Consider the following 23,999-nt stretch of genomic DNA (forward strand, 5'->3'; position numbering starts at 1 on the left):
CCCAACCAACCGCCGAAAGGACTCCCATGACCGAGATCCAGACCCAGCCCGCCGTCGTCGTGCCCTTCGAGGAGGTGCTCAGCCTGGCCGGCCGGAACCTCGGCTACTCGCAGTACCGTGAAATCACGCAGGAGCAGATCAACACCTTCGCCGACGCCACCGAAGACCATCAGTGGATCCACACCGACCCGGAGAAGGCGAAGGACGGCCCGTTCGGCGCCCCGATCGCGCACGGCTTCCTCACCCTGTCGCTGCTGATTCCGATGTGGACCGAGCTGCTGGACGTCACCGGCGTGAAGACCAAGGTCAACTACGGCCTGGACAAGGTCCGGTTCACGAACCCGGTGAAGGTGGGCTCTCGGGTGCGGATGACCGTGACCATCACCGATGTGCAGGAGGTCAAGGGCAACGGCGTGCACCTGGTGGCCGACGCCGTCATCGAGATCGAGGGCGAGGAGCGGCCCGCCGTGGTGGCGACGTTCCTGAACCGGTTCTACGCCTAGGGCCGCCGGCTCGCGCGCCCGGTTCCGGCTGCCGCCGGGGCCGGGCGCCCTGCGTTGAGGGCGTGGATCAGGCCGTGGAAGGCCAGCAGCATTGCGGCGCCGAGCAGGCCGAGGAGAAGCATAAAAGGACCGATTTGGTACAGCTGCATGGCGATGATCGCTGACGGGCTCTCCACTGAACGGCCGGTGCCGGGCTCGATTATCGTCATGAACTGGGGCTGCCGCAGGATTCCGGTGACCCAGAGCAGGCCCGGCACCAGGACCAACGCCATCACCGCCCAGGCCGCGGCCAGATAAGGGTTGAAGCGGAACCTCCGACCTGGGCCGCGTCCCGCCACCCCGTCGCCGGCCTCTCCGCCGTCTGTCACGGCGTCCTCCGGCGAATCTCCGGCAAGGGTGTCGTATCCCCCGTCAGCCGCCTGGCCGTCGTGCTGCCTGCCGGATCCGGGTGCAGAGCCCTGGCTCCGGCCGGGCCCGCCGCCGTCGTCGACCACCTCCACCCAGTCCCGGTTCTGCCCGGGCCGCGGCCGGGCATAGAGATGGTGGTCGGCGTCGTCAGTCAGCGGATTCCCCATGCGCGGGAGCCTACTGCATGCCGGTCCCCAACGGTGGGACTGGGCACCACGCGGGGGAAGACCGTCGGTTAGGCTGGCCCGGATCTGCCCTCCCGATGATGTGAAGGAGCCTCCATGGACCACACCACCTATTCCGGCGTCATGCTGGTGACGACGACGCCGCAGGCCGGCGTCGACGAGGCGGAGTTCAACGCCTGGTACGACAACACCCACCTTGCCGAAATCCGGGAGCGCGTCCCGGGCATCGAGGCCGCTGAACGGTTCCGCACGCACGCTGACGGCCAGCCGCCGCGCTACCTGACGGTCTATCGGATTTCCCGTCCCGCATCCGCAATCCTGGCCGACATGCAGTCCGCGAACCTCAGCGACGCGACCCCCTGGTTCGACGCGGGCGAGCACGCGCCCATCATCACCTCGTACGACGCCCTCGGCTGAGACGGGGCGCGGCGGGCCAGGCCGGCACGGCGGCCGGGCGTGCCGGTGCTGCGGTGCGGCGCCCGGCAGTGCTGCGCGGACGCTAGCGCCAGTAGTTGTTGGCCGCGGCGATCGTCGCGTACTCGATGGCCACCACGTGGGCCGCGGCGATCAGCCCGTCCGGTTCATTCGCATATGCCGAGCGGATCATTTCCTGCACGCCGTGGTCGGGCTGGATGGCGAAGGCGGTCTGCAGGGCCATCTGCACCGCGAGCTGCCGGCCCTCCTCGGGGGTGGCGCAGATCAGGGAATTGCCGGGAACGAGTTCCATGGTGACCGTCCTGGGGAAGCGGATATCGGCGTCGTGCTTCCAGTGTCGCCAGCGATCCTGACGCGGCACAAGGTTCCGGCCCGGCAACGGCCCTACCGCCGCTCGAGCAGCACCATCGCCTCGTAGTGGGTGGACTGCGGGAACATGTCCATCACCCGGGCCCGGACCGGGGCCAGGGACGGCATGCGGGCCAGGTCCTTGGCCAGCGACACCGCGTTGCAGCTGGAGTACACCACGTGCCGCACGTCGGAGCCTTCCAGCCAGCCGGCCAGCTCGGCGCCGATGCCGCGCCGCGGCGGGTTCACGATCACCAGCTCCGGTGCCTGCGCGGAGTTCAGCGCGAACGCCGTCGCGTCCCCGGCGGCGAACCGCAGCCGGGAGAGCCCGGCCCGGTCCCGGCTGGTTTCGGCGGCGGTGATCGCCTCGGCGCTGATCTCGATGCCGGTGACGTCGCGGCTGCCGTCGGCGACGCTGAGCGCGAACCCGCCCACCCCGCAGTACAGGTCCCAGACGCTGGCCGGGGCAGCCTCGTCCACCCAGTCCCGGCCCTGCCGGTACAGCGCGGCGGCGACCTCGGTGTTGGTCTGGAAGAAGCCCTGCGGGCGCAGGAACAGGTCCAGCCCGTTGATGCCCATCCGCAGGGTGGCCTGCTCGGTCAGCAGGATCTCGGTCTTACCTTCGGTGACGGCCTTGTGCTCCGGGTGCAGGTTCACGCTGGCGACGGCGAGCTGCGGCAGCCGCTTCCGCAGCCCGGGCAGGTGCTCGCGGACGTTGGGCAGCAGCGTGTCGCTGCGCAGCACGAACCGGACCATCAGCTTCCCGTCCGGGGATTCGGTGATCAGCAGGTATTTCAGCTCGCCGGTGCGGGCGGCGACGTCGTACGGCACCAGCCCGGCGATCCGGATGAAATGCGACAGGACCGGGAACGCGGCGGTCAGCCCCGGTGAGCAGATGCCGCAGCGGCGCAGGTCGATGCCGTGTCCGTCGGCGTCGAGGATGCCGATGTTGGGCCGGCGGAGGGTGCCGGAGACCACCATCTTCGCCTTGTTCCGGAACCCGGTTTCGGGGCTCGCCAGCGGCGGCAGCCATTCGAGATCCGGGTAATCGGCGAGCAGTTTCGTGCAGTGCGCCTGCTTGCCCCCGAGCTGCGCCGGGTAGGGGGTACCCATCAGGGTGCAGGAGCGGCACCGGCCGGCGTCGTAATAGGAGCATTCCATGGGCAGTTAATTCTAGCCTCGCTCCTCGCCCCGGATCTCCCCGCCCGGCCCGGCGAAGGTGCGGCAGCGCCGTATGCTCAAAGGCGTCGTCCCGACCCCCCAGGAGCTGCCCGTGTCCATCCCTTCCGCTGTTGCCCCGGTGCGCCCGACGCCGGTGATCGCCGATGTCGACACCGGCACCGATGATGCGCTCGCCCTGCTGTTCCTGGCCCGGCACCCGGGGAGCGATCTGCGCGCGGTGACCTGCACGGCCGGGAACACCGACGTCGACCAGGTGCTGCGCAACACCTTGGACGTGCTGGCCCTGGCCGGAGCCGCCGGCGTTCCGGTGGCCCGGGGCGCGGAGCGGCCGCTGCTGAACGAGCCGCGGCACGCGCACGGCTTCCACGGCGTGGGCGGCATGGGCGGGCTGCAGCTGCCCCGCAGCGGCACCGCACCGTCGCCGCTGGCCGCCGTGGAGCTGATCCGCCGCACGGTCGAGGACTGCCCCGAACCGGTGACCCTGCTGGGGCTGGGCCCGCTGACCAACCTGGCGCTGTTCCTGCGCGCCTATCCCGCCACGGCGCGGAAGCTGGAACGGATCGTGTTCATGGGCGGCTCCGCCGGGCTGGGCAACGCCAGCGCGGTGGCCGAGTTCAACGCCTGGCACGATCCGGAGGCGCTGGCCGTCGTGCTGGGCGCCGAGGTGCCGGTGACCATGTACGGGCTGGACGTGTTCCTGCAGGCCACCGTGGAGCCGGCGGACTTCCGTGCCCTCGCGGCGGCGGACGACGCCGGCGCCGCGCTGGCCGGCGCGCTGCTCACCCGGGCGGCGCGGGCCCGGGCGGTCGACGCCGGGCTGCCCGAGGACACGGACCGGCTGCAGGCGGTGACCATCGGCGACGCCGGCGCAGCCTGCCTGCTCGCCGACCCGGGCACGGTGACGGCCCGGCCGTTCCCGGTGCAGGTCCAGCTCTTTGGCCCCGGCCGCGGCCAGACCATCGTGGACCGCCGCCCGTTCGCCGGCGAGGAGGAGGAGCACGGGCTGGCCGCCACGGTGCCGCTGGTCGACGTCGCGTTCTCCCTGGACCGGGACCTGATGGCCCGGACGTTCCTGGAGGCGGTGGGCCGCGCTCCGCAGTGAGCCGGGTCGCTCCGCTGTGAGCCAGGTCGCTCAGCAGTGAGCCAGGTCGCTCAGCTTTCGCCGAGCATCGGGTCCTACTTTTGGTCTTGGGCGAACCGCCCGCAGAGCAGGAGGAGAACACATGGCCGAGCAGCAGGAGTATCAGGGGCGTCCGCTTCCCCGCCCGGAGGAGGATTTGGAGGATCAAGGCCTGGCCTTCGACGTCGGCACGCTGCTCCAGCGCCGGAACGTGCTGAAGGCGTTCGGTTTCGGCGCCGTCGCCCTGGGTCTGGCGGCCTGCAGCCCCACCCGGGCGGACACCGCCTCCGGTGGCGGGGAGATTCCGGATGAAACGGCGGGACCCTATCCGGGCGACGGGTCCAACGGCCCCGATGTGTTGGAGGAATCGGGCATTGTCCGCAGCGACATCCGTTCCAGTTTCGGGGAGTACACCGGCACGGCTGAAGGCGTTCCCATGACCCTGGAACTGACGATCACGGACCTGGCCAACGGCGGCGCACCGTTCGCCGGCGTCGCGGTCTACGTCTGGCACTGCACCCGCGACGGGCTGTACTCCCTTTACTCCGAGGGCGTGGAGGACCAGAACTACCTGCGCGGCGTCCAGATCGCCGACGACGAGGGCAAGGTCCGCTTCACCAGCATCTTCCCGGCCTGTTACAGCGGGCGCTGGCCGCACATCCACTTCGAGGTCTATCCCGACACGGCGTCCATCACCGATTCCGCCAACGCCATCGCCACCTCCCAGGTCGCGCTGCCGGAAGACGTGTGCAGGGCGGTCTACGCCACCGCCGGATACGAGGCGTCCGTGCGTACTCTGTCCCAGGTCACGCTGGCGGGCGACAGCGTCTTCGGCGACGACGGCGGCGCGAGCCAGTTGGCCGCGGCCACCGGGAGCGTAGAACAGGGCTATGCCATCTCCCTGGACGTCGCGGTCGACACCCGCACTGAGCCCACCGGCGGCGGGGCGCCCGGTGGTGGGCCGGGTGCAGGCGGGGCACCCCCCGGCGGGGCGCCGGGCTCCGGCGGCACAGCTCCCGAAGGCGCAGGGCCGGGAGCACCGGGCCTACCGCCCGGCGGGGAACGCCCGGCCGGCCCGGTTCCGGACTCCTCGAACGGCTAGGGCCGGGCCGGCAGCTGCCGGGCCGGGCCCGCAGCCGCCGGACCGGGCCCCGGGCACCGTCCTCCCCCCAGGGACGGTGCCCGGGGCCCGCTTTGTCTGGCCCGCCGTCGGCGGCTGAGCTCAGATCTCCCCCGCCCCCATCTGCTCCACCAGATACTCGGCCTGCCGGATCGCCAGGGCCACGATGGTCAGCGTCGGGTTCGCCGCCGCGCCGGTGGTGAACTGCGAGCCGTCGGAGATGAACAGGTTCGGCACGTCGTGCGCCTGCCCGAACGCGTTGACCACGCCGTCCTCGGGCCGCTCGCTCATCCGGGCGGTGCCCATGTTGTGCGTGGACGGATACGGCGGCGTACGGACCGCGGAGACCGCGCCGACCGCCTCATAGATCAGCTCGCCCTGCCCGTAGCCGTGGTTCCGCATCGCGACGTCGTTCGGATGGTCGTCGAAGTGCACGTTCGGCACCGGCAGGCCCAGCGGGTCGGTGACCGTGGTGTTCAGGGTGATCCGGTTGGTTTCCTGCGGCATGTCCTCGCCCACGATCCACATCCCGGCGGTCCGCTCGTACCCGTCCAGGATGGAGGCGAACCCGGGCCCCCAGGCGCCGGGATCCACGAAGCTGGCCAGGAACGCCGGGCCCAGCGAGATGGTCTCCATGTAGTAGCCGCCGGCGAAACCGCGGTCCGGATCGTGCCGGGACTCGTCGGCGATCAGTCCGGCCATCGTCTCGCCGCGGTACATCCTCACCGGCTGCTCGAACTGGGCGTACACGCTGCCGGTGGTGTGGCGCATGTAGTTCCGGCCCACCTGCCCGGAGGAGTTCGCCAGCCCGTCCGGAAACAGCGGGGACGCCGACAGCAGCAGCAGCCGCGGGGTTTCGATCGCGTTCGCGGCGACGGCGACGGCGCGCGCGGCCTGCCGGTGCAGGTTCCCCTCGGCGTCGGCGTAGACCACCCCGTCCACCAGCCCGTCCGGGGCATGGGTGATCTGCACGGCGTGGCAGCCGGGGCGCAGGTCCAGGTTCCCGGTGGCCAGCGACTTGGGCAGCTCCGAGACCAGGATGGACCACTTGGACTTGTTCTTGTCGCCCTGGAAATTGAAGCCGTCCTGGATGGAGGCCGGCCGCCCGTCGAAGGGCGCGGCATTGGTGCCGTAGGGGCCGGTGGCGTAGTGCCGGTAGCCGACCTTCTCCGCGCCGTTGGCGAAGACCTTGTAGTTGTTGTTCGCCGGCAGCGGCGGCCGGCCGTGCCGGTGGGTGACGCCCATCTTCCGCTCGGCCCGGTCGTAGTACGGCTCCAGGTCGGCCAGCGACAGCGGCCAGTCCAGCAGGTTCGCACCGTCGATCCGCCCGTACGTGCTGCGGGTGCGGAACTCGTGCTCCTTGAACCGCGGCGTCGCCCCGGACCAGTGCGTGGTGGTGCCGCCCACGGCCTTGACGATCCAGGCCGGCAGGTTCGGGAAGTCGCGGGCGATCCGCCAGGACCCGGAGGTGGTGCGCGGGTCCAGCCAGGCCATCTGGTTGAAGGCCTCCCACTCGTTGTTCACGTAGTCCTCGTTGGTCAGGTACGGCCCGGCCTCGAGCAGCACCACCTTCACGCCCTTGCCGGTCAGCTCATGGGCCAGGGTGCCGCCGCCGGCACCGGAACCGATGACGACGACCACCGAGCTGTCATCGTGGCTGAAGTCGGCGGAGCCGGCGGGGCGGGTGCTCCCCTGTCCCCCGCTGCTGCCGGTGCCGCCGCCGTTGGCTTCGCTGCTCATTTGCTGCCTCCTTCAGTGGATGCGGCCGGTGCCGAGGTTCCGCCGGCAGCGTCTCCGCCGCCGCGCAGGGCCCCTGCCTCGGCCGTCGTGCCTGATTCCGGTGCCGGGCCGGCCGCCGCAGCGGCCTTGGAGCCGGAGGCTTCGTCGCGCTGCGGGGCGTTCTCCCGCACCCGCAGCGGGCGACTGCCCGGGGTGTCGACGGCGTACGGCAGGGGTCCGACGTCGGGCACCGGCTCGCCGTCGTATTCCTCCACCCGCGGGCTGGGCAGCCAGGCGAGGTCGTTGAAGCCGCGGTGCAGGTAGCCGCCCTTGGAGAAGGACTCGCCCTCGTAGCCGAGCACCTGCCAGACCTCGGGGTCGTCGTAGAGGTTCAGGACGGCGGTGCGGCGGATGAACCCGAAGAACTCCAGGTCCGCGACGCGGCGCAGCACGGCCAGGGCACGTTCCTCGGGCAGGTCCAGGAAGGGTTCCTCGGATTCGGCGCCGAGCGCGATCAGGCCCTGGGTGAGCACCACCCGGAACCAGGTGGAGCCTTCGGCCTCGGTGACGATCCGGTCCGCCAGCCGCTCATAGGCACTGTCCGGGAAGTTCGGATGCGGAAACGCGACGCGGACAATGCGTTCCAGGATCCTGCGTGCCTCCGGGGTGAGGGTGGTCTGGTTCAGGGTGGGGTATTTGGCTGGATAGGTCATGCGGTTTTCCTCCTGTGATGCGGGTGCGCCGCGCGGCGTCGGGCGGCGCAGGTGGTGCCGTGCCGGGTTTGGTGGCCTCGGTCGCGGGCCGGGGGCGCGGCGGCCGGGTCAGCGGCGGGGCCAGGCCACGCTGTTCGGGGTCAGGACGGCGCGGCCGGTGATGGTGCCGGCGGTCAGGTCGTGCATGGCCTGCACCGCGTCGTCGAGCGGGTAGGGGACGGTGGTGAGGCTGATCTGCCCCTCGGCGGTGAGGGTCATCAGTTCGGCCAGGTCCTGATACGTGCCCACCAGGTTGCCGACGATGCTGATCTCCCGGGAGATCAGGTCGATGGTGGGAATGCTCAGGGTGCCGCCGTAGCCGATGGCGTAGTAGCTGCCGCCGTTGCGCAGCATCGCCGGGCCGGTCTGTTCGGTGCCGTGCTCGCCGACGAAGTCGAACACCACGTGCGCGCCGCCGTCGGTGGCGCCCAGCACCGCGTTGATCACCGCGCTGTCCTGGCCGTCGAAGTCGCGCGGGTTCAGCACGGTGTCGGCGCCGAGCGCCGCTGCGAGGGCCAGCGCCTCGTCGGAGAAGTCCAGGACGGTGATGTCGGCGTTGGTCAGCGCCCCCAGCGCCTGGACGCCGATGTGCCCCAGCCCGCCGGCACCGATGACCACGGCGTGCGTGCCCGGTCCCAGCAGCGGTGCAGCCTTGCGGACTGCATGGTAGGCGGTGACGCCGGCGTCGGCGAGCGCGGCGATCTCCACCGGGTCGGTGCCGTCCTCCAGCTTCACGACGGCGCGGGCGTTGGTGCGCAGGTACTCTGCCATCCCGCCGTCGGCGTTCAGCCCGGGGAAGGCGGAGTCCTGGCAGTGCGAGTCGTTGCCGGTGCGGCACGGGTCGCAGACCCCGCAGGTGACCACCGGGTGCATGATCACTGTGTCCCCGGGAGCGACGTTGGTGACGGCCGGGCCGATGTCGACCACCCAGCCGGCGTTCTCGTGGCCCAGGATGTAGGGCAGCTGCGGGCGCTGGATCTGCTCCCACTGTCCCTCCACCACGTGCAGGTCGGTGCGGCAGAGCCCGGCGGCGCCCACCTGTATCAGCACGTCCCAGGGCCCGGCGACCACCGGCTCCGGAACCTCGTCGATCTGCGGATCCTCACCGTAGCGGTGCACACGGACAGCCTTCACGCCCACTCCTTCGTCAGCTCAGCAGTGGGGCCAGTTTCTTCCCGGGGGCCGGCCGGGTCAACGGGTGGCTGCGAAGTCGCCCGCAGCTGCCGCCGGCGGCGCAGCGGCAATGTTCAGGGCGGAGGAACCCGACTATGCTTCTCCGGCCATTGGCGGCCTCAGCCGTTGGCGCTGCGCCGGTAGCTGCTGGGCGTGAAGCCCAGCACCCGGCGGAAGTCGGCGGTCAGGTGGGCGTGGTCCACGTAGCCAAGGTCGGCGGCGACGTCGGCGATCGTCACCCCGGTCTCGGTGCGCAGCCGCTCGGCCGCCTCCTGCAGCCGGTACCGGCGGATCATCGCCAGCGGCGGCAGCCCCACGTGCCGGCGGGCCAGCCGCTGCGCGGTCCGCGCGGAGATGCCCAGCAGCTGCGCGGCCTGGTCCACCCGGGTCACTGCGGCGGTGAACTGGACCAGGTCCTCCAGCCGGTTCGCCAGGGCTCCGTCGGCGTCCGGCGCCGGCACCACGGCGGTCAGCCAGGCGGCCGCCGCCGCTGCGGCCCGCTCCCGCCGCCCGGCGCCGTCGTCAGCATCGCCGGGCCCGCCGCCCGCCATCGCGGAGCTGACCGCGGCGTGCAGCTCCGGCGCCGGATAGTCCATCTCCCGGTCCCGCAGCGCCTGCGGATCGTCGGTGAGGTGCGGCACCGCGGCCGGACGCAGCAGCAGCCCGACCGCCCACCCGGTTCCCGTGAGGTCGCGGTGGGAGCGCCGGGTCGCCGGGCCGGACAGGCTCACGCCGCCGGGCTCCACCACCAGGTTGAGCGCCGGAAACGGCAGCACCTCCTGGCGCGAAGTCCGCCCCGGGGCCAGGCTCCACTCCGGAATCCAGAACCAGCGGACCCTGTCGGCGAGCGCCGGGGGTGCGGGCAGCCGGTGGAAGGAGGGCAGCCGCGTCGGATACAGCATCCCGCGCCATTCCTGCTCCACCCAGGCGCTCCTCTCCGCCTCTCCAGCCTGCCGCCGCCCGCAATTGGCGGCAGAGGCGCGCCGCACCGGCGTCGGGCAGGCCGGTCGCTTTTTTCCTAGCCGCCGCCCGGCGGGCGTTCCTAGCCTGCTGTCATGACTACACATGAAACCGGCACCCAAGGTGCCACCGGACAGCACACCACCAAGGGCATCCCGCACGGGGCCACCAGTCTGACACCGTTCATCGCCGTGCAGGATGCCCGGCAGGCCATCGACTTCTACCGGACCGTGTTTGGCGCCCGGGTGATGGACGTGACCGAGATGGGCGGCGTCGTCGTGCACGCGGATCTGGACTTCGGGCAGGGGCATCTGCAGCTGGGCGAACCAAACCCAGACTTCGGGCTGGTCAGTGCGCCGGAGGGCGACGCCGACTGCTACTCGCTGGGGCTGTACTACAGCAACGCGGATGAGGTCGTGGCACGGGCCGAGGCGGCCGGCGCCGCCATCCGCGAACCGCTGGACACCTTCGTCTCCGGAGACCGCTACGCCAGCATCCGTGACCCGTTCGGCGTCCGCTGGTCGCTGATGACCCGGGTGGAGGACCTCTCCGAGGAGGAAAGCGCCCGCCGGGTCGCGGAGTGGGCGGCCCGGCAGTCCTCGTAGCCGCGTTCCGGCCGGCTACCGGCCCGCGGGTCAGCTTCCGGAGGACCCGTCGGACTCGATGCTGATCATCCAGTTGGTGCCGAACCGGTCCGTGACCATGCCGAATACGTCGCCCCAGGGTGCCTGTTCCAGCGGCAGGGTCATCTGGCCGCCGTCGAGCAGTTTGTCCCAGTAGGAGCGCAGGGCGTCACCGTTGTTGCCGCTGAGCGAGATGGTGACGTTGTTGCCGGTATCGAGGTCCATCCCATTCGGCGTGTCGGAGGCCATCAACACGAACCCCTCGTCGGTGGTCAGCGCCGAGTGCATGATTTTGTCCCCCTCGGCCGGGTCCTCGCTGGCGTTCATCTCCGCGAACGTGCTGCTCTCCAGGGTTCCGCCGAAGACGTTCTGGTAGAACGCCATCGCCTCGGCGGCGTTGTCCCGGAAGCTGAGGTAGGGATTCATAGCGGTGGGCATAGCTGTCTCCTTAGGCGCTGAACGGACCGTTGCTGATGCGCCAAAAGTATGCGCCTCGATCCGGCCGGTTGGAAGGCAGTATTTGAAAGCCGGCCGGCCGGTGCGTGCTCTTACTCCCGGTTGAAGTCGAGCTTCAGCCGGGCCACATTCGGCCAGGCTGGCCTCCTCACGCGCGACGGCCGGTGCGGGCCAGCACCCGCGCCAGGGTGCCGGCGCCGTCGGGCACCGGAACCGGGCGGGCGTACACGCCCGGTGAGTAGGCCTGCTCGCCGAAGCCGTCCACCGCGGCGTCGATCGCGGCGAGGTCCTCCTTCCCCAGCAGCGCGTCCAGACCCTGGGAGGCGGCCAGGTCCCAGCGGTGGATGAGCAGGTCTACGCCGTAGAACCCGGTGAGGGTCTCGCCGATGGTGCTGGGGCCGAAGTAGCCGGGAAACTCCCGTTCCGCCACGGCGGGATCTGCCAGCAGGTCGGACACCAGTTGGTCATGCTCCTGCCAGCGCTGCACCGGGTTGTTCTCGGTCCCGTCCGGACGTTCCGCCCCGGTGCCGTCAAGCAGCCCGTGCTCGGCCAGGAAGTCCCGCTCGGTGGCAACGACATGGTCCACCACGTCCCGGGCTGCCCAGTCCGTGCAGGGGGTTGCGGCGTTCCAGTCGGTCGCCGCGTCGACCACGGCGGTGAACGGATCAGCGCGCCGCCGCCAGATTCGAAGAGCTTCGGTCATGATCTTCCCTTGCCTTTCCCCTGTGGATTCCGGTTCCCTGAGGCTAGGCCGGAGCCGGAGCGCATGTCTTGAACAAACCCGACAGCCTGCCGCAGTGGAAGGGGACGAATGGTGTTCGACGCCGGAACGGGGACCGAAATCTTCCGTGGGCACCTTCGGGATCCCCGCGACCGTTCCGTCCGCATGCACCGCTACGAACCGACGCCGGCAGCGCGGCCGTGGATCCGGGTGTTCTGGATTCCGGTGTGGAACGTTCCCGCCGGGGAGGTTCGCGAGCAGCGGGTCCTGACCTATCCGGTGTGCCTGCTCAGCATCTCCGCCGGCTACGCGCGGCTGCTCGGACCGCGGACGACGGCGGCCCGCATGCCGCTGGCCGACGCCGGGTGGACGTTCGGGGTGATGCTGGCCCCGAACGCGGGCCGGGCCCTGCTCGGGCAGGACGTCGCGTCCCTGACCGACCGGCACCTGGACCTGGACGGTGTGCCGCTGCTGGCTGATCTGGTGCCCGCCGTCCGGGCCCTGATGGCGGGCGACCCCGCCAGCGAGGACGCGCACCGGGCGGCGTGCCGGCTGGCGGCGGACCGGCTCGCGGAGCTGCCTGCACCGGCCGGCGACGGCGCGCTGGTGGACCGGGTGGTCCAGCGGGTGGAGCAGGACGCGGGCATCTCCGGCGTGGCGCAGCTGTGCGCGGTGTTGGGGCTGCGGGAGCGGACCCTGCAGCGTCTGTGTGCCCGGTTCCTCGGGGTCAGCCCGCGCTGGCTCATTCGGCAGCGCCGGCTTCAGGAGGCCGGCACCCTGCTGCGCGGCGGCGGCACCCTGGGCGGGCTGGCCGCGCAGCTGGGCTACGCGGACCAGGCACACTTTTCCCGGGACTTCCGCGCCGCCACCGGGTGGAGCCCCGGCGAGTTCGCCGCCATCGCCCGCCGAAGCAGTTGAACCAGGGGGCTGCTCAGGGGATCAGCGGCACGCCGTCGTACACCAGCCGCCAGTTCGACGCCGGATAGTCGGCCGGGTCCAGCCGGCCCTGCTCCCGGACGTGGTCGATCAGCAGCTGCCGGATCTCCTGCGGAGTCTGGGCCAGCAGCCGGGCGCGGGCGACGTGCGGATAGTTCCCGGAGCCGGACTGCCGGTAGTTGTTGACCGCGAGCGCGAACCGCTGCCCGTCCTGCACCGGGCGTCCCTGGTGGGTGAGGTTCCGGATCCGTTCCCCCACCGGGCGGGCGAGGTCGATGTCGTAGTCCAGCCCGGAGATTGCGTCGAAGTTGTAGTCCGCGGTGCCGTCGGCGTTGGTCAGCGCCGCCGGATCCTGGGCTGCCGGGTCCAGCGCTGTGGGGCCGGCCGTGACCGGGCCGGAGGCGGCGCCGTCGACAGCGGCGAAATCCGGCCTTTGGAAGTAGCGGGCGGCATGCTCGAGGTAGTCCCGCAGCTGCGCCCCGGTCAGTTCCACCCCGGAGAGCGTGTTGGGGAACAGGTACAGCCCGGCGATGTCGCGGATGGTCACCGGCCCGGCCGGCAGCACGGCCCGCCGGCTGAACGGCGAGGCGGCCGAGAGCACCGGCAGCCCGGCGTCGGCGGTGCCGGCGAGCGCGCGGGACAGCGCGCCGGCCTGCACCCGGTGTACCAGTTCCATGACCGGGGTGGGCTTCAGCCGCGCCTCGGCAGCGGACAGGGGTGCGACGGCGGTGCCGACCGGGGTGTTCACGTAGTCCAGCACCCGCCGGTGCTGGCGGCGGACCACCGCGCTGACCTCCGGATCCGGGTCCGCCGTGTTGGCGTTCAGCAGCCGGGCCGACGCCGACCGCACCCGCCAGCGGCCCACATCCCGTCCGCCGGGCGCCGGAGCGCCCGGCTGAGTGGTGCCCCGGTGTTCTATGGCGCTCTCGTAGGCCAGGTCGAAGGTCAGCACGGACAGCCGCATGCCGAAGCACAGCGGCTCGGTGAGCACCACCGGCTGCCCGGTGTGCCGGTTGAGGACGATGTGTTCCTCGATTTCCCGGTGCGCGTGGCCCACCAGCACCGCGTCGATGCCCGGCACTTCGGCGGCCAGCTCCGCCGCCGCGTTCTCCGGCGGCGGGCCGTCACCGTAGGAGGAGGCGCCGTCGAGCCCGGAGTGGGCGCTGATCAGCACCAGGTCGGCGCCGGCCGCGCGCAGCTCGGGCACGTACCGGCGGGCCTGCTCGACCAGGCCCGGGAAGCGCAGCCGTCCGGCCACGTGCGCCCGGTCCCACACCGCGACGCCGGGGTTGGTCAGTCCCAGGACGCCCACCCGCACCGGCGGCGCGCCGGCCGGGTGCAGGGTGGTGAGCAGGTAGGGCGGGAAGGCCGGCTCGCCCGTGGCCTCGTCCACGGCGTTGGCGCCAAGCAGCGGGAACTCCAGCTGCGCTTCGAAGGCCCGCAGCAGGTCCAGGCCGTAGTTGAATTCGTGGTTGCCCAGCGCCGCGGCGTCGAACCCGACGGCGTTCATGGCGGCGGCCAGCGGATGCGGCCCGCCGGTCGCGGTGATCGGTTCCACCGAGGCGAAGTAGTCGGTCAGCGGGGTGCCCTGGATGGTGTCGCCGGCGTCGATCAGCAGCGTGGCCTCGGGCCCGCGCTCGGCCCGGATCCGGCGGATCAGCGTGGCCAGCCGGGCCAGGCCGACGGCGTTGCCCGCCTCGTCGCGGTATTCGCCGTCCTCGTAGTAGTTCCAGTTCTCCACGTGCCCGTGCAGGTCGGTGGTGCCCAGGACCGTGAGGACGGCGGTCGGCGCGGCGGCGGCGGAGCCGGAAGGTGGCGGAACGGACACACGCACAGGATACCGGCCGGTCCTCTCCGGCCGATCCGGCCTGACCCGTCGGCAGGCCGGGGCGGGTAAGTCACTAGGATGGGCGGCATGGCTACCGCATCCAGCGCTCCGTCGCGCACCGCCGGCTCCCAGACCCTGGCCCGCGGGCTGCGGGTGCTGCGCGCCGTCGCCGCGGCCCGGGACGGGTTGAGCGTGCAGGAGGTGGCCGAGCAGCTGGGTGTGCACCGGACCATCGCCTACCGCATCCTGAACACGCTCGACGACGAGGCGCTGGTCCGGCGCGGCGCCGACGGACGCTACCGCGGCGCTGCCGGCCTGCTGGAGCTGTCGACGTCGGCCCACTCGGCCATGCGGGCGGCGGCCCTGCCGGTCATGGAGGCGGTGGCCAACGAGCTGGGAGCGACCGTGTCCCTGCTGGTCCAGGAAGGCGCCGACGCCGTGGCCCTGCTGGTGTGCGCCCCGCGCGGGGCCAGCTATCACATCTCCTTCACCCAGGGCAGCCGGCATCCGCTGGAACGCGGGGCGGCGGGGCGGGCCCTGCAGGCCTGCGCCGTGCCCTCGGAGCGGGACGCGGCGGAGCTGCGGCGCACCCGGGAGCAGGGTTATGCCCTCACGTTCGGGGAGGTGGAACCGGGCGCCTACGGGGTGGCGGCGCCCATCGCCGGGGCCGGCGCTCCGGCCTGCCTGAACCTGATCACCCACCGGCAGGACCTGGCCGAGGGCGCACCGGCGGCCATCATCGACGCCGCGCAGCGGATTTCAGCCGCGCTGCGGTAAACGTTCCGCCTGGCGGTGTGGCGGTTGACACACTTCCGCGGCGGATGGTGGGATGACGCTCATTGCACTTAACGCCTAGTCAAGTGCGTTATTTACACGTCTCGGGAGCCTGCGGGCTCCCCGGCCCCGAAGGAAGCGGTCCATGAACACCGAACTGCCTGCCGCCACCGTTCCCCAACCCGTTGATCTGGACACCGAGGTCCTGATCGTGGGCGCCGGGCCGGTGGGGCTGATGCTCGCCAACCTGCTGGGCCTCTACGGCCGGCAGGCCGTGGTGGCGGAGCAGCTGCCCGACCTGATCGACTATCCCCGCGGCGTCGGGCTGGACGATGAGTCCCTGCGCGCGGTCCAGACCGTCGGCCTGACCGGCACCGTCCTGCCGCACACCACGCCGCAGCACATCATGCGCCTGGTCAACGGCCGCGGGAAGGTCATCATGACCAACGAGCCGAAGGCGGACGACTTCGGCTGGCCGCGCAAGAACGGCTTCGTCCAGCCGCTGGTGGACCGCGCCCTGCTGGACGGGCTGGAGCGCTTCGAGCGGGTGCGGGTGGAGTTCAACCACCGGGTGGTCGACGTCGAGGAGACCGCCGATCACGTCATCGCCACGGTGGAGGCGCCCGACGGCGACGGCGGCACCGCCGTCCGGCGCATCCGGGCGCGCTACCTGGTCGGCTGCGAGGGCGGCAAGTCGCCCACCCGCAAGCGCCTCGGGGTCAGCTTCGACGGCCGCTCCCCCGCCACCCGCTGGCTGGTGGTGGACGTCAACAACGATCCGCTGGGCACCCCGAACGTGTTCCTCGGCGCGGACCCCAAGCGGCCCTACGTCTCCATCGGGCTGGCCCACGCCGTCCGCCGCTGGGAGTTCATGCTCTTCGAGCACGAAACCGAGGAGCAGGTCACCGACAAGGCCTTCATCCACCAGCTGCTGGCCGAGCACGTCCCGGATCCGTCCGCCCTCAACGTGATCCGCGAGCGCGTCTTCACCCATCACGGGCGGATCGCCGGCTCCTTCCGCCGCGGCCGGCAGCTCATCGCCGGCGACGCCGCGCACCTGATGCCGGTGTGGATGGGCCAGGGCTGGAACTCCGGTGTCCGGGACGCCATGAACCTGGGCTGGAAGCTCGCCACGGTGCTGCGCGGGCAGGCCTCCGACACACTCCTGGATACCTACGACGCCGAGCGCCGGGACCATGCCAAGGCCATGATCGATCTGTCGCTGACCCTCGGCGCGATCATCAAGCCCACCAACCCCGTGGTGGTCGGCGCCCGGGACGGGATCGCCGCCGCCCTGAACCTGCTGCCGAAGGTGAAGTCCTACTTCTCCGACATGCGGTTCAAGCCGATGCCCCGCTACCGGGCCGGCGTCGTCGTCGATCCCTCCACGCTGGCGCCCGGAACGGCCGCCCCGGCCCTGACGTCCCGGCTGGTGCCGGTGCGCACCGCCAACAACCGCACCTCCCCGGTGGGCGTGCAGTTCATCCAGCCGCGGGTGAACAGCTGCGACGGCGCCAACGTGCTGCTCGACGACGCCGCGGGCACCTGGTGGACGGTGCTGGCCTGGGGCAACAACCCCAAGGGCCTGTTCACCCCGGCGGAGCTGGCCCGGCTGGAGGAGCTCGGCGCGACCTTCGTGGCCGCCGTGCCGGAGACCCAGCGCGGCTGGGCGGAGGCCGAGTACCCCCAGGACGTGACCGTCGTCGGCGATGTCACCGGGCGGCTGAAGCGCTGGTTCGATGACCGGCCCACCCCGGTGCTGTTCCTGCGCCCGGACCGCTTCGTGGCCGGGGCCTGCCTGGCCCAGGACGCCGGGCGCACCCTGGACGGGGTGCTCGCGGCCATGTCGTTCGAGCCGGCGTGCCGGAAGGCGGAACAGCCCGGCCCGGCCGCGCCGGTGGCCGCCTAACGTGGGTGGCAGGATCCCTTTTAACAGGCCCGGCCCGGCCGGGCGCGCAGCATTACAGGAGCAGGTATATATGACCATCCAGATTCCGGATTACAAGACCGACGCGTTCTTCGGCCTTGAGGACAAGTGGCTCGAGACCGCCGAAGGCGAGCTCACCCACTACCACGAGCTCGGCGAGGGCACCCCGATCCTGTTCCTGCACGGTTCCGGCACCGGGGTCACCGCCGCCGCGAACTGGTGGCTGAACCTTCCGCAGATCGCCGAGCAGGGCCGCTGCATCGCCATCGACTCGATCGGCTACGGCCAGAGCGTGGTCGCGCCGGGCACCGAATACGGCATCCGCGAGTGGGTGCGCCACGCGGTGCGCGTGCTGGACGCCCTGGGCATCGAGAAGACCTGGATCGTGGGCAACTCCCTCGGCGGCTGGCTGGCCTTCCAGTTCGCCATCGACTACCCGGAGCGGCTGCTGGGTATCGTCTCCATGGGCACCGGCGGCGCTAAGCTGACCGGGGCGCTGAAGGGCCACTCCAACCCGGTGCTCACCGAGGAGGGCGTGCGGAAGACCCTGGAGATGTTCGTGGTGGACAAGTCCCTGGTCACCGACGAGCTGGTGGGCCTGCGCTACCAGTCCGCGCTCAACGACACCGCCTCGGACCGGCTGCAGGACGTCGTCGCGGCCCGGGACCGGGACCGCGAGGCCCTGCCGCTGGACTTCGACGTCCTCCGCAAGCTCGACATCCCGGTGCTGCTGATCCACGGCACCCAGGACGTCGTCATTCCCGTCTCCCGCACCTGGGAGCTGCTCAACGTCATTCCGCACGCCGACGCGCACATCTTCAGCCAGTGCGGCCACTGGTCCCAGGTGGAGCGGGCCGAGGAGTTCAACACCGTCATCAAGCAGTACCTGGCCACCCACGGCGTCACCAACTAGGACGGCCTGTCCGTCCCGCCCACGGGCGGGAGGCGCGGCGACGAAAAGGCCCCGGGCGCCTCACGGCGCGCGGGGCCTTTTCGTCATTTTCAGGCCGGCGCCGTCCCGGCTCCTTCTCCGATCAGGTCCAGCGTCTGCAGGATGTGCTGTTCCATTTCCGCCTTGGCGGCGGCCGCGTCGCCTTCGGCCAGGGCGAGGCGGATCCGGTCGTGGTCATCCTGCCGCTCATCCACCGAGTCCGCCATGGGTTCGGAGATGCCCGAGGTGTTGATGAGGAAGTCGCTGAGATCCCACATCCGCCGGCTGGTCTCGGCAATAATCCGCGACCCCGCCATCCGGTGGATGCCTTCGTGAAAGCCCCGGTTCAGCTCGAGGTAGCCGCGGGACCGGGCCAGGGGGTCCTCCTGCCGGCCCAGCTCACGGGTGCGGCGGGAGAGCTCCTCGAGGTGGTCGAGCGCCTCCGGCGTGCAGCGGCGCGCTGCCACCGAGGCGACCGCCCCTTCCAATCCGGCGAACATGTGGAAGAAGTCGCTGACTTCTCCGGGCGAGTAGGACGCCACCACGCAGCCGATCTGCGGGCGGATCTCCACCAGCCCGTCCGCGGCCAGCAGCCGCAGGGCGTCCATAATCGGCTGCTTGCTCACGCCCAGCTCCGAGCGCAGGGCCTCCACGGACAGCCGCCCGCCCGCGGGCACGGTTCCGAGCAGGAGCCGGGCCTTCACGACCTCGTAGATGTGGCCCGAGAGCCGTCCCCCGGTTCTGGTCGTGCCCACGGTGGCGGCGGCTGGCTCACTAATCATTCACCCAGTATGCCTCCCGCTGGGCGGCGGCTTCGCGCCGGCCCCAGCCACCGGGCAGCAGCGCGACGCACACCACCGAGACGGCCGAGACGAGCACCATGTACAGCACGATCGAGTTGCTGCTGCCGGTGGAGGCGAGCAGCGCGGTGGCGATCATCGGAGCGAAGGCCGGGCCGCAGATCTGGGAGATGGTGTAGCCCACCGAGGAGCCCGTGTACCGGACCTCCCGGGAGAACACCATGGAAAACAGCGCCCCCGTGGCACCGCCGGCCGGAGCCATCGCCAGGCCGAAGACCAGCACCAACGCCACCATGAACAGCCAGGGGTTGCCGGTGTTGATCAGCGCGAACGCCGGCCAGATGACCACGCCCATGGCGACGGCCCCGATCAGGTAGACCGTCTTGCGCCCGATCGCATCGGACAGGGCCCCGAAGATTGGATACAGGACCACCGCGATGACGGCGGCCACGGCGACGCCGGACAGCGCCTGGGTGCGGCTGATGTCGGTGACCGAGGTGCCGTAGTTGACCAGGTAGGACATGCAGATGTACGCGAAGACGCCCTGGCTGAGGTAGGTGCCGGCCACCAGGAAGATCTCCTTGGAGTGGCGGCGGAAGGACTCGATCAGCGGCATCTTGACCAGTTCCTGCTGCTCACGGGCGGCGGCAAAGGCCGGACTTTCGGCAATCGTGAGCCGGATGACCAGGCCCACCACCACCAGCACGGCACTGACCAGGAACGGAATCCGCCAGCCCCAGGACAGGAACGTCTCATCCGGCAGCTGGGCCACGGCCAGGAACGACACGGTGGCCAGTGCGACGCCCGCCGGGGCACCGGTCTGCGGGAACGCACCGTAGAAGCCGCGCCGGCCCTGGGGCGCATGCTCCACTGCCATCAGGACCGCGCCGCCCCATTCTCCGCCGACCATAAAGCCCTGGATCAGGCGCAGGACCGTCAGCAGGATCGGTGCGGCCAGGCCGATCTGCGCGTAGGTGGGCATCAGGCCCATCAGGCAGGTGGCGCCGCCCATGCCGACGAGCGAGATGACCAGCATTTTCTTGCGGCCCACGCGGTCGCCGAAGTGGCCGAACACGACGCCGCCGAGCGGCCGGGCCAGGAAGCCGACGCCGAAGGTCGCGAAGGCCAGCAGCGAGCCGATCAGGGGGTCGGCGTCGGGGAAGAACAGTTTGGGAAAGACCAGGGCGGCGGCCGTGCCGTAGATGAAGAAGTCGTAGTACTCGACGGTGGTCCCGATGAGGCTGGCCGTAGCCACCTTTCGGGCGCTCGTCGGCGGTGCAGTGGTCGTCGTCATGGCGTGGTGTCTCCTCGCGGTGCGGCTGGGCCGGGGCATGGATGCGAAATGAAAGCAGGGTGCTGGCCCGGCGGCGGTGGTGGCGCTCGTCACCTCGGGGCAGCAACTAGCATGCTAGTATCTCAGTCGTTGTGTTGCCAATCACACCCTTGAGGAGGGAAACCGTGTCCCAGAACTTCACCGACGTGTCCGGTGCCGCCGATCGGCTGGACGAGGCCAGCCCGGCGGACGCCTACGACACCGACGTCCTGGTTGTGGGCACCGGCCCGACAGGCGCCACCGCCGCGCTGGCCCTGGCCACCTACGGAATCCGGACCATGATGGTGTCCCAGTGGTCTTGGCTGGCAAACACTCCCCGGGCCCACATCACCAACCAGCGCGCCGTTGAAGTGCTGCGCGACCTGGGGCTGGAGGAAGAGGCGCGGCTCTACGCCGTGCCGTGGGAGCAGATGGGCGACACCCTCTTCACCACCTCGCTGGCCGGCCCGGAAATCGCCCGGCTGCGTACCTGGGGCACCGGCGACGAGCGCTCCGGCGATTACCTGCAGGCCAGTCCGTGCACCATGCTGGACATCCCCCAGACCTATATGGAGCCGCTGCTGGTCAAAAACGCCGCGGAGCGGGGCGCGAAGGTCGCCTTTTCCACCCGCTACCTGGGCCACGAGCAGGACGCCGACGGCGTCACCGTGCGCCTGCTGGACCGCACCTCCGGCCATGAATACTCCGTCCGGGCGCGGTACCTCATCGGCGCCGACGGCGCCAAGAGCCGGATCGCGGAGGAAATCGGCCTGGAGATTGTCGGGCACACGGCCCGGGCCGGCACGGCCTACGTCCGCTTCCGTGCCGACCTTTCGAAGTACGTGGTCCACCGGCCCAGCATCCTGCACTGGATCATGAACCCCGCCGCCAACTTCGGTGAAATCGGGATGGGCCTGCTGCGCTGCGTCCGCCCGTGGAATGAATGGATCGCCGGCTGGGGCTTCGACAAGGACGCCGGGGAGCCCGACCTCTCCCTGGAACGGGTCACCGCCCAAATCCGGGAACTGGTGGGTGACCCGGAGCTGCAGGTCGAGGTGGACGGGGTCTCGACCTGGTACGTCAATCAGCAGCACGCGCTGACGATGTCCAGGGGGCGGGTCTTCTGCGGCGGCGACGCCACCCACCGGCATCCGCCCAGCAGCGGCCTCGGCTCCAATACCTGCCTGCAGGACGCCTTCAACCTCGCCTGGAAGCTGGCCTACGTCATCAAGGGCCACGCCGGGCCGGCGCTGCTGGAAAGCTACAGCGAGGAGCGGGCGCCGGTCGGGGCGCAGATCGTCGCCCGGGCCAACCAGTCCCGGTTGGACTATGCGCCCCTGCGGGAATGCTTCGACACCCTGGGCGACGACGGCGTCCACTCGGTGGAGACGGGCCTGGCCCGGCTGCAGGCACCCACTCCGGAAGGTGCCCGGCTGCGGGCGAAGGTCGTGAAGGCGCTGGAGCTGAAGAACTATGAGTTCAACGCTCATGGCGTCGAGCTCAACCAGCGCTACGCCAGCTCCGCCGTGCTGTCCGATCCGGATGCGGGCGAGGAGCACTTTGCCCGCGATCCCCAGCTCTTCCTCCAGGCCACCACCCGGCCGGGAGCCAAGCTCCCCCACGCCTGGCTGGTCGGCCGGGACGGCCGGCGCATCTCCACCCTCGACGTGACCGGCAAGGGCAGGTTCACCCTGCTGACCGGGCTCTCCGGCCAGGCCTGGAAGCAGGCCGCGGCCGCCGTGGAGGCGCCGTTCCTGGACGTGGTGGTGGTGGGTGAGCCCGGATATGAGGATCCGTACGGGTATTGGGCGCGGGCGCGGGAGATCGACGAGGCCGGGGCGCTGCTGGTGCGCCCCGACGGGTTCATCGCCTGGCGCTGCAACGCGGCGGTCTGGGATGCAGATGAGGCCGGAGCCCGGCTGCGCGACGCCCTGCAGGCCGTGCTGGCCGCCCCCGTGCCGGCCTCGCGCTGACCTGCCCGGGCGCTACCCGACGGCCACCACGATCTTGCCCAGGGCCTCGCCGTCGATCATTGCCTGGAAGCCTTCGTGGATGCGCTCAAGCGGCAGCACCCGGTCGATCTGCGGGCGCAGCCCGGTGGCTTCGACCATCCGCAGCATGGCTGCCGTTTCGTGGCGGGTAGACCCGGTGGAGCCCAGCACGCGCAGCTGCTGGTAGAAGATCCGGGCCAGGTCCGCGTCCGGGTCCGTGCCGCTGGTGGCGCCGGCGATGACGATGGCTCCACCCGGACGCAGGCAGCGCAGCGAGTGACCCCAGGTCGCCTTGCCCACGGTCTCGATGACCGCGTCCACGCGCTCGGGCAGCCGTTCCCCTGATTCGAAGGCGGCCCGGGCGCCGAGTTTCAGGGCCAGGTCCCGCTTCGCCGCGGTGCGCGCCGTCGCGTAGACGGTGGCGCCCGCGGCGGCGGCCAGGGCAATGGCGGCCGAAGCCACGCCGCCGGAGGCGCCCTGCACCAGCACCCGGTCCCCGGTGCGGACCCCGGCCTGGGTGAAGAGCATGCGGTAGGCGGTGGACCAGGCCACCGGCAGGCAGGCCGCCTCCTCGAAGCTCAGGTGCCGCGGCTTGTCCAGCACGCACCGGTCCGGCACCAGGATGTACTCGGCGAACCCGCCGTCGTGCCGCTCCGAGAGCAGCGCGCGGTTCGGATCCAGCGTCTCGTCGCCGTAGCCGGCATCGGCGTCGGCAATCACCGGGTGGACCACCACCTCCCGTCCGTCGTCGGTGACCCCGGCGACGTCGCAGCCCAGGATGATGGGGATGTTCTTCGGATCGTGCCCGACGCCGCGCAGTGTCCACAGGTCGTGCATGTTCAGCGAGGAGGCGAACACCTTTACCCGGGTCCAGCCGGGGCGGGGCTGCGGTTCCGGCACCTCCCGCAGTTCGAGCCCGGCCAGCGGCTCCTCGGGGTTTTGGGACACGGCGACGGCGGCAAGCATGCGGGGCTCTCCTTCAGGACAGGCGCCGCGCCGGTCGGCGCGGCTGGATCTCAGCGATCAGCCTGACCGGGCCGGGCCGGGTTCTCCAGCCCGCGTTCCTCCTGACGGCACCGGGCGCCGGGCCCGGCGGCAGGCGGCAGGCGGGACTATGGACTCCAGGTGCCGGCGCCGCCCTGCATCGGCGGGGAGAACTGCGGCAGCTGAGGTGCCGTGGTGGTCAGGTGCGCCACCGCCCTGGCGCCCAGGCTGCGGTAGGAGTGGACGACGTCGGCCGGGAACCGCAGGAAGTCGCCCGGGCCGACTTCGATCTCCTCCTGTTCCGGGCCGACTGCCATCCGTCCCTCCAGCACGTACACCTGGTTCAGGGTGCCGGCGGAGCGGGCCGGAATGGTGGTGGTCAGCTGATGCTCGTCCACCATGACGATCCTGGTCTCCACATACCCGGAACCGTAGATCCGGTCCAGGCTGCGTTCCTCGCCGATGAAGGAGGACTTCCAGGCCGCGTCCACGGCCCGGGAGACGACGCTGCGCGAGCCCCACTCGGTGACCAGCCGGCGGATGCTCACGCCCAGTGCGGCGCCGATCCGCTCCAGGGTGCCGACGGTGGGGTTGCCGGTGCCCTGCTCGATCTTGGACAGGGTCTGCTTGGACAGCCCGGCGCGGGCGGCCAGCTCGCCCAGGGAGAGTTCCCGCTCGGCGCGGAAGCGGCGGATGTTGCGGGACACGAGGTCGTTCAGGGGCATGTGAAGAGTGTCACTTAGAAGTGACGAAAAGTCATCTTTGACATTCGTGATGCAGCCCACGGACCATAAGTACACGGCGTGTGCCG

At 71.1% G+C, this 23,999-nt stretch carries 24 protein-coding genes; 10 read left to right on the top strand and 14 right to left on the bottom strand.

Annotation, left to right across the window (positions count from 1 at the left end):
- The first annotated feature begins 26 nt into the window (after positions 1-26).
- On the top strand, positions 27-503 hold the full coding sequence (locus tag AC5RV6_RS13855) for a MaoC family dehydratase (protein WP_494007904.1): 477 nt from the start codon (positions 27-29) through the stop codon (positions 501-503).
- Here the strand turns inward: AC5RV6_RS13855 and AC5RV6_RS13860 are convergent.
- Entirely contained in the window at positions 500-1,078 is a 579-nt protein-coding gene (locus tag AC5RV6_RS13860) for a hypothetical protein (RefSeq protein WP_494007905.1), read from the bottom strand. The two genes, AC5RV6_RS13855 and AC5RV6_RS13860, sit on opposite strands and share 4 nt — an antisense overlap.
- Positions 1,079-1,192: 114 nt before the next feature.
- On the opposite strand from AC5RV6_RS13860, the gene AC5RV6_RS13865 reads away from it, so the two are divergent.
- Positions 1,193-1,513, top strand: coding sequence for a hypothetical protein (locus AC5RV6_RS13865; protein WP_494007906.1), 321 nt, complete (start codon positions 1,193-1,195; stop codon positions 1,511-1,513).
- Between the two features lie 82 nt (positions 1,514-1,595).
- Here AC5RV6_RS13865 and AC5RV6_RS13870 read toward each other — a convergent pair whose 3' ends face one another.
- Together AC5RV6_RS13870 and rlmC are read right to left on the bottom strand one after the other, a co-directional pair.
- A complete protein-coding gene (locus AC5RV6_RS13870) occupies positions 1,596-1,823 on the bottom strand; it encodes a hexameric tyrosine-coordinated heme protein (protein WP_494007907.1) in 228 nt (75 codons plus the stop codon).
- A gap of 92 nt (positions 1,824-1,915) precedes the next feature.
- Entirely contained in the window at positions 1,916-3,040 is a 1,125-nt protein-coding gene (gene rlmC / locus AC5RV6_RS13875; RefSeq protein ID WP_494007908.1) for a 23S rRNA (uracil(747)-C(5))-methyltransferase RlmC, read from the bottom strand.
- A gap of 112 nt (positions 3,041-3,152) precedes the next feature.
- Between rlmC and AC5RV6_RS13880 the strand changes: the two genes are divergently transcribed.
- Together AC5RV6_RS13880 and AC5RV6_RS13885 are read left to right on the top strand one after the other, a co-directional pair.
- Complete coding sequence (locus AC5RV6_RS13880) at positions 3,153-4,163, top strand: nucleoside hydrolase (RefSeq protein ID WP_494007909.1); 1,011 nt, start codon at positions 3,153-3,155, stop codon at positions 4,161-4,163.
- Between the two features lie 121 nt (positions 4,164-4,284).
- Positions 4,285-5,283: an intradiol ring-cleavage dioxygenase gene (locus AC5RV6_RS13885; protein WP_494007910.1), complete on the top strand. Its 999-nt coding sequence runs from the start codon at positions 4,285-4,287 to the stop codon at positions 5,281-5,283.
- Positions 5,284-5,403: 120 nt separating this feature from the next.
- On the opposite strand, the gene AC5RV6_RS13890 is transcribed toward AC5RV6_RS13885, so the two are convergent.
- The 4 genes from AC5RV6_RS13890 to AC5RV6_RS13905 all read right to left on the bottom strand — a co-directional run bounded on the left by AC5RV6_RS13890 (position 5,404) and on the right by AC5RV6_RS13905 (position 9,868).
- A complete protein-coding gene (locus tag AC5RV6_RS13890) occupies positions 5,404-7,041 on the bottom strand; it encodes a GMC family oxidoreductase (protein ID WP_494007911.1) in 1,638 nt (545 codons plus the stop codon).
- The gene (locus AC5RV6_RS13895) at positions 7,038-7,733 is read right to left on the bottom strand and encodes a hypothetical protein (protein WP_494007912.1); all 696 of its coding nucleotides are present in this window, start codon (positions 7,731-7,733) and stop codon (positions 7,038-7,040) included. The genes AC5RV6_RS13890 and AC5RV6_RS13895 overlap by 4 nt, the downstream gene beginning before the upstream one ends.
- 108 nt (positions 7,734-7,841) lie before the next feature.
- Positions 7,842-8,906: an NAD(P)-dependent alcohol dehydrogenase gene (locus tag AC5RV6_RS13900; protein WP_494007913.1), complete on the bottom strand. Its 1,065-nt coding sequence runs from the start codon at positions 8,904-8,906 to the stop codon at positions 7,842-7,844.
- 158 nt (positions 8,907-9,064) lie between these two features.
- On the bottom strand, positions 9,065-9,868 hold the full coding sequence (locus AC5RV6_RS13905) for an AraC family transcriptional regulator (protein ID WP_494007914.1): 804 nt from the start codon (positions 9,866-9,868) through the stop codon (positions 9,065-9,067).
- Between the two features lie 132 nt (positions 9,869-10,000).
- On the opposite strand from AC5RV6_RS13905, the gene AC5RV6_RS13910 reads away from it, so the two are divergent.
- Positions 10,001-10,510, top strand: a complete 510-nt coding sequence (locus AC5RV6_RS13910) for a VOC family protein (RefSeq protein WP_494007915.1) — start codon at positions 10,001-10,003, stop codon at positions 10,508-10,510.
- 30 nt (positions 10,511-10,540) lie between these two features.
- Here AC5RV6_RS13910 and AC5RV6_RS13915 read toward each other — a convergent pair whose 3' ends face one another.
- The gene (locus AC5RV6_RS13915) at positions 10,541-10,966 is read right to left on the bottom strand and encodes a VOC family protein (protein WP_494007916.1); all 426 of its coding nucleotides are present in this window, start codon (positions 10,964-10,966) and stop codon (positions 10,541-10,543) included.
- A 166-nt stretch (positions 10,967-11,132) separates the two neighbouring features.
- Positions 11,133-11,687 carry a TIGR03086 family metal-binding protein gene (locus tag AC5RV6_RS13920; RefSeq protein ID WP_494007917.1) on the bottom strand — a complete coding sequence of 185 codons (555 nt, stop codon included), beginning with the start codon at positions 11,685-11,687 and terminating at the stop codon, positions 11,133-11,135.
- Between the two features lie 108 nt (positions 11,688-11,795).
- Between AC5RV6_RS13920 and AC5RV6_RS13925 the strand changes: the two genes are divergently transcribed.
- A complete protein-coding gene (locus AC5RV6_RS13925; RefSeq protein WP_494007918.1) occupies positions 11,796-12,623 on the top strand; it encodes a helix-turn-helix transcriptional regulator in 828 nt (275 codons plus the stop codon).
- Between the two features lie 13 nt (positions 12,624-12,636).
- On the opposite strand, the gene AC5RV6_RS13930 is transcribed toward AC5RV6_RS13925, so the two are convergent.
- A complete protein-coding gene (locus AC5RV6_RS13930; RefSeq protein ID WP_494007919.1) occupies positions 12,637-14,469 on the bottom strand; it encodes a bifunctional metallophosphatase/5'-nucleotidase in 1,833 nt (610 codons plus the stop codon).
- Positions 14,470-14,556: 87 nt separating this feature from the next.
- Between AC5RV6_RS13930 and AC5RV6_RS13935 the strand changes: the two genes are divergently transcribed.
- From AC5RV6_RS13935 to AC5RV6_RS13945, 3 genes are all read left to right on the top strand, one after another.
- Positions 14,557-15,246, top strand: coding sequence for an IclR family transcriptional regulator (locus AC5RV6_RS13935; RefSeq protein ID WP_494007920.1), 690 nt, complete (start codon positions 14,557-14,559; stop codon positions 15,244-15,246).
- Between the two features lie 142 nt (positions 15,247-15,388).
- The gene (locus tag AC5RV6_RS13940) at positions 15,389-17,152 is read left to right on the top strand and encodes a bifunctional 3-(3-hydroxy-phenyl)propionate/3-hydroxycinnamic acid hydroxylase (RefSeq protein ID WP_494007921.1); all 1,764 of its coding nucleotides are present in this window, start codon (positions 15,389-15,391) and stop codon (positions 17,150-17,152) included.
- Between the two features lie 70 nt (positions 17,153-17,222).
- On the top strand, positions 17,223-18,083 hold the full coding sequence (locus AC5RV6_RS13945; RefSeq protein ID WP_494007922.1) for an alpha/beta fold hydrolase: 861 nt from the start codon (positions 17,223-17,225) through the stop codon (positions 18,081-18,083).
- An 89-nt stretch (positions 18,084-18,172) separates the two neighbouring features.
- Here the strand turns inward: AC5RV6_RS13945 and AC5RV6_RS13950 are convergent, their stop codons facing one another.
- Both AC5RV6_RS13950 and AC5RV6_RS13955 read right to left on the bottom strand, forming a co-directional pair.
- The gene (locus AC5RV6_RS13950) at positions 18,173-18,883 is read right to left on the bottom strand and encodes a GntR family transcriptional regulator (RefSeq protein WP_494007923.1); all 711 of its coding nucleotides are present in this window, start codon (positions 18,881-18,883) and stop codon (positions 18,173-18,175) included.
- Entirely contained in the window at positions 18,876-20,195 is a 1,320-nt protein-coding gene (locus AC5RV6_RS13955; protein WP_494007924.1) for an MFS transporter, read from the bottom strand. Before AC5RV6_RS13955 ends, AC5RV6_RS13950 begins: the two co-directional genes overlap by 8 nt.
- A 164-nt stretch (positions 20,196-20,359) precedes the next feature.
- Between AC5RV6_RS13955 and AC5RV6_RS13960 the strand changes: the two genes are divergently transcribed.
- Positions 20,360-22,186, top strand: coding sequence for an FAD-dependent monooxygenase (locus AC5RV6_RS13960; protein WP_494007925.1), 1,827 nt, complete (start codon positions 20,360-20,362; stop codon positions 22,184-22,186).
- A 12-nt stretch (positions 22,187-22,198) separates the two neighbouring features.
- Here the strand turns inward: AC5RV6_RS13960 and AC5RV6_RS13965 are convergent, their stop codons facing one another.
- A complete protein-coding gene (locus AC5RV6_RS13965; protein WP_494007926.1) occupies positions 22,199-23,170 on the bottom strand; it encodes a zinc-binding dehydrogenase in 972 nt (323 codons plus the stop codon).
- 146 nt (positions 23,171-23,316) lie between these two features.
- Positions 23,317-23,913, bottom strand: coding sequence for a helix-turn-helix domain-containing protein (locus AC5RV6_RS13970; protein ID WP_494007927.1), 597 nt, complete (start codon positions 23,911-23,913; stop codon positions 23,317-23,319).
- Positions 23,914-23,999: the final 86 nt, after the last annotated feature.

It is taken from the genome of Arthrobacter saudimassiliensis, assembly GCF_059090665.1.

What these genes read in the sequence shown, in the direction of transcription:
- AC5RV6_RS13890 (WP_494007911.1), bottom strand. Translation starts at nt 7,041, where the DNA reads ATGAGCAGCGAAGCCAACGGCGGCGGCACCGGCAGCAGCGGGGGACAG.
- AC5RV6_RS13855 (WP_494007904.1), top strand. Translation starts at nt 27, where the DNA reads ATGACCGAGATCCAGACCCAGCCCGCCGTCGTCGTGCCCTTCGAGGAG.
- AC5RV6_RS13895 (WP_494007912.1), bottom strand. Translation starts at nt 7,733, where the DNA reads ATGACCTATCCAGCCAAATACCCCACCCTGAACCAGACCACCCTCACC.
- AC5RV6_RS13865 (WP_494007906.1), top strand. Translation starts at nt 1,193, where the DNA reads ATGGACCACACCACCTATTCCGGCGTCATGCTGGTGACGACGACGCCG.
- AC5RV6_RS13950 (WP_494007923.1), bottom strand. Translation starts at nt 18,883, where the DNA reads ATGATTAGTGAGCCAGCCGCCGCCACCGTGGGCACGACCAGAACCGGG.
- AC5RV6_RS13940 (WP_494007921.1), top strand. Translation starts at nt 15,389, where the DNA reads ATGAACACCGAACTGCCTGCCGCCACCGTTCCCCAACCCGTTGATCTG.
- AC5RV6_RS13915 (WP_494007916.1), bottom strand. Translation starts at nt 10,966, where the DNA reads ATGCCCACCGCTATGAATCCCTACCTCAGCTTCCGGGACAACGCCGCC.
- AC5RV6_RS13870 (WP_494007907.1), bottom strand. Translation starts at nt 1,823, where the DNA reads ATGGAACTCGTTCCCGGCAATTCCCTGATCTGCGCCACCCCCGAGGAG.
- AC5RV6_RS13945 (WP_494007922.1), top strand. Translation starts at nt 17,223, where the DNA reads ATGACCATCCAGATTCCGGATTACAAGACCGACGCGTTCTTCGGCCTT.
- AC5RV6_RS13935 (WP_494007920.1), top strand. Translation starts at nt 14,557, where the DNA reads ATGGCTACCGCATCCAGCGCTCCGTCGCGCACCGCCGGCTCCCAGACC.
- AC5RV6_RS13970 (WP_494007927.1), bottom strand. Translation starts at nt 23,913, where the DNA reads ATGCCCCTGAACGACCTCGTGTCCCGCAACATCCGCCGCTTCCGCGCC.
- rlmC (WP_494007908.1), bottom strand. Translation starts at nt 3,040, where the DNA reads ATGGAATGCTCCTATTACGACGCCGGCCGGTGCCGCTCCTGCACCCTG.
- AC5RV6_RS13955 (WP_494007924.1), bottom strand. Translation starts at nt 20,195, where the DNA reads ATGACGACGACCACTGCACCGCCGACGAGCGCCCGAAAGGTGGCTACG.
- AC5RV6_RS13860 (WP_494007905.1), bottom strand. Translation starts at nt 1,078, where the DNA reads ATGGGGAATCCGCTGACTGACGACGCCGACCACCATCTCTATGCCCGG.
- AC5RV6_RS13910 (WP_494007915.1), top strand. Translation starts at nt 10,001, where the DNA reads ATGACTACACATGAAACCGGCACCCAAGGTGCCACCGGACAGCACACC.
- AC5RV6_RS13925 (WP_494007918.1), top strand. Translation starts at nt 11,796, where the DNA reads ATGGTGTTCGACGCCGGAACGGGGACCGAAATCTTCCGTGGGCACCTT.
- AC5RV6_RS13965 (WP_494007926.1), bottom strand. Translation starts at nt 23,170, where the DNA reads ATGCTTGCCGCCGTCGCCGTGTCCCAAAACCCCGAGGAGCCGCTGGCC.
- AC5RV6_RS13920 (WP_494007917.1), bottom strand. Translation starts at nt 11,687, where the DNA reads ATGACCGAAGCTCTTCGAATCTGGCGGCGGCGCGCTGATCCGTTCACC.
- AC5RV6_RS13885 (WP_494007910.1), top strand. Translation starts at nt 4,285, where the DNA reads ATGGCCGAGCAGCAGGAGTATCAGGGGCGTCCGCTTCCCCGCCCGGAG.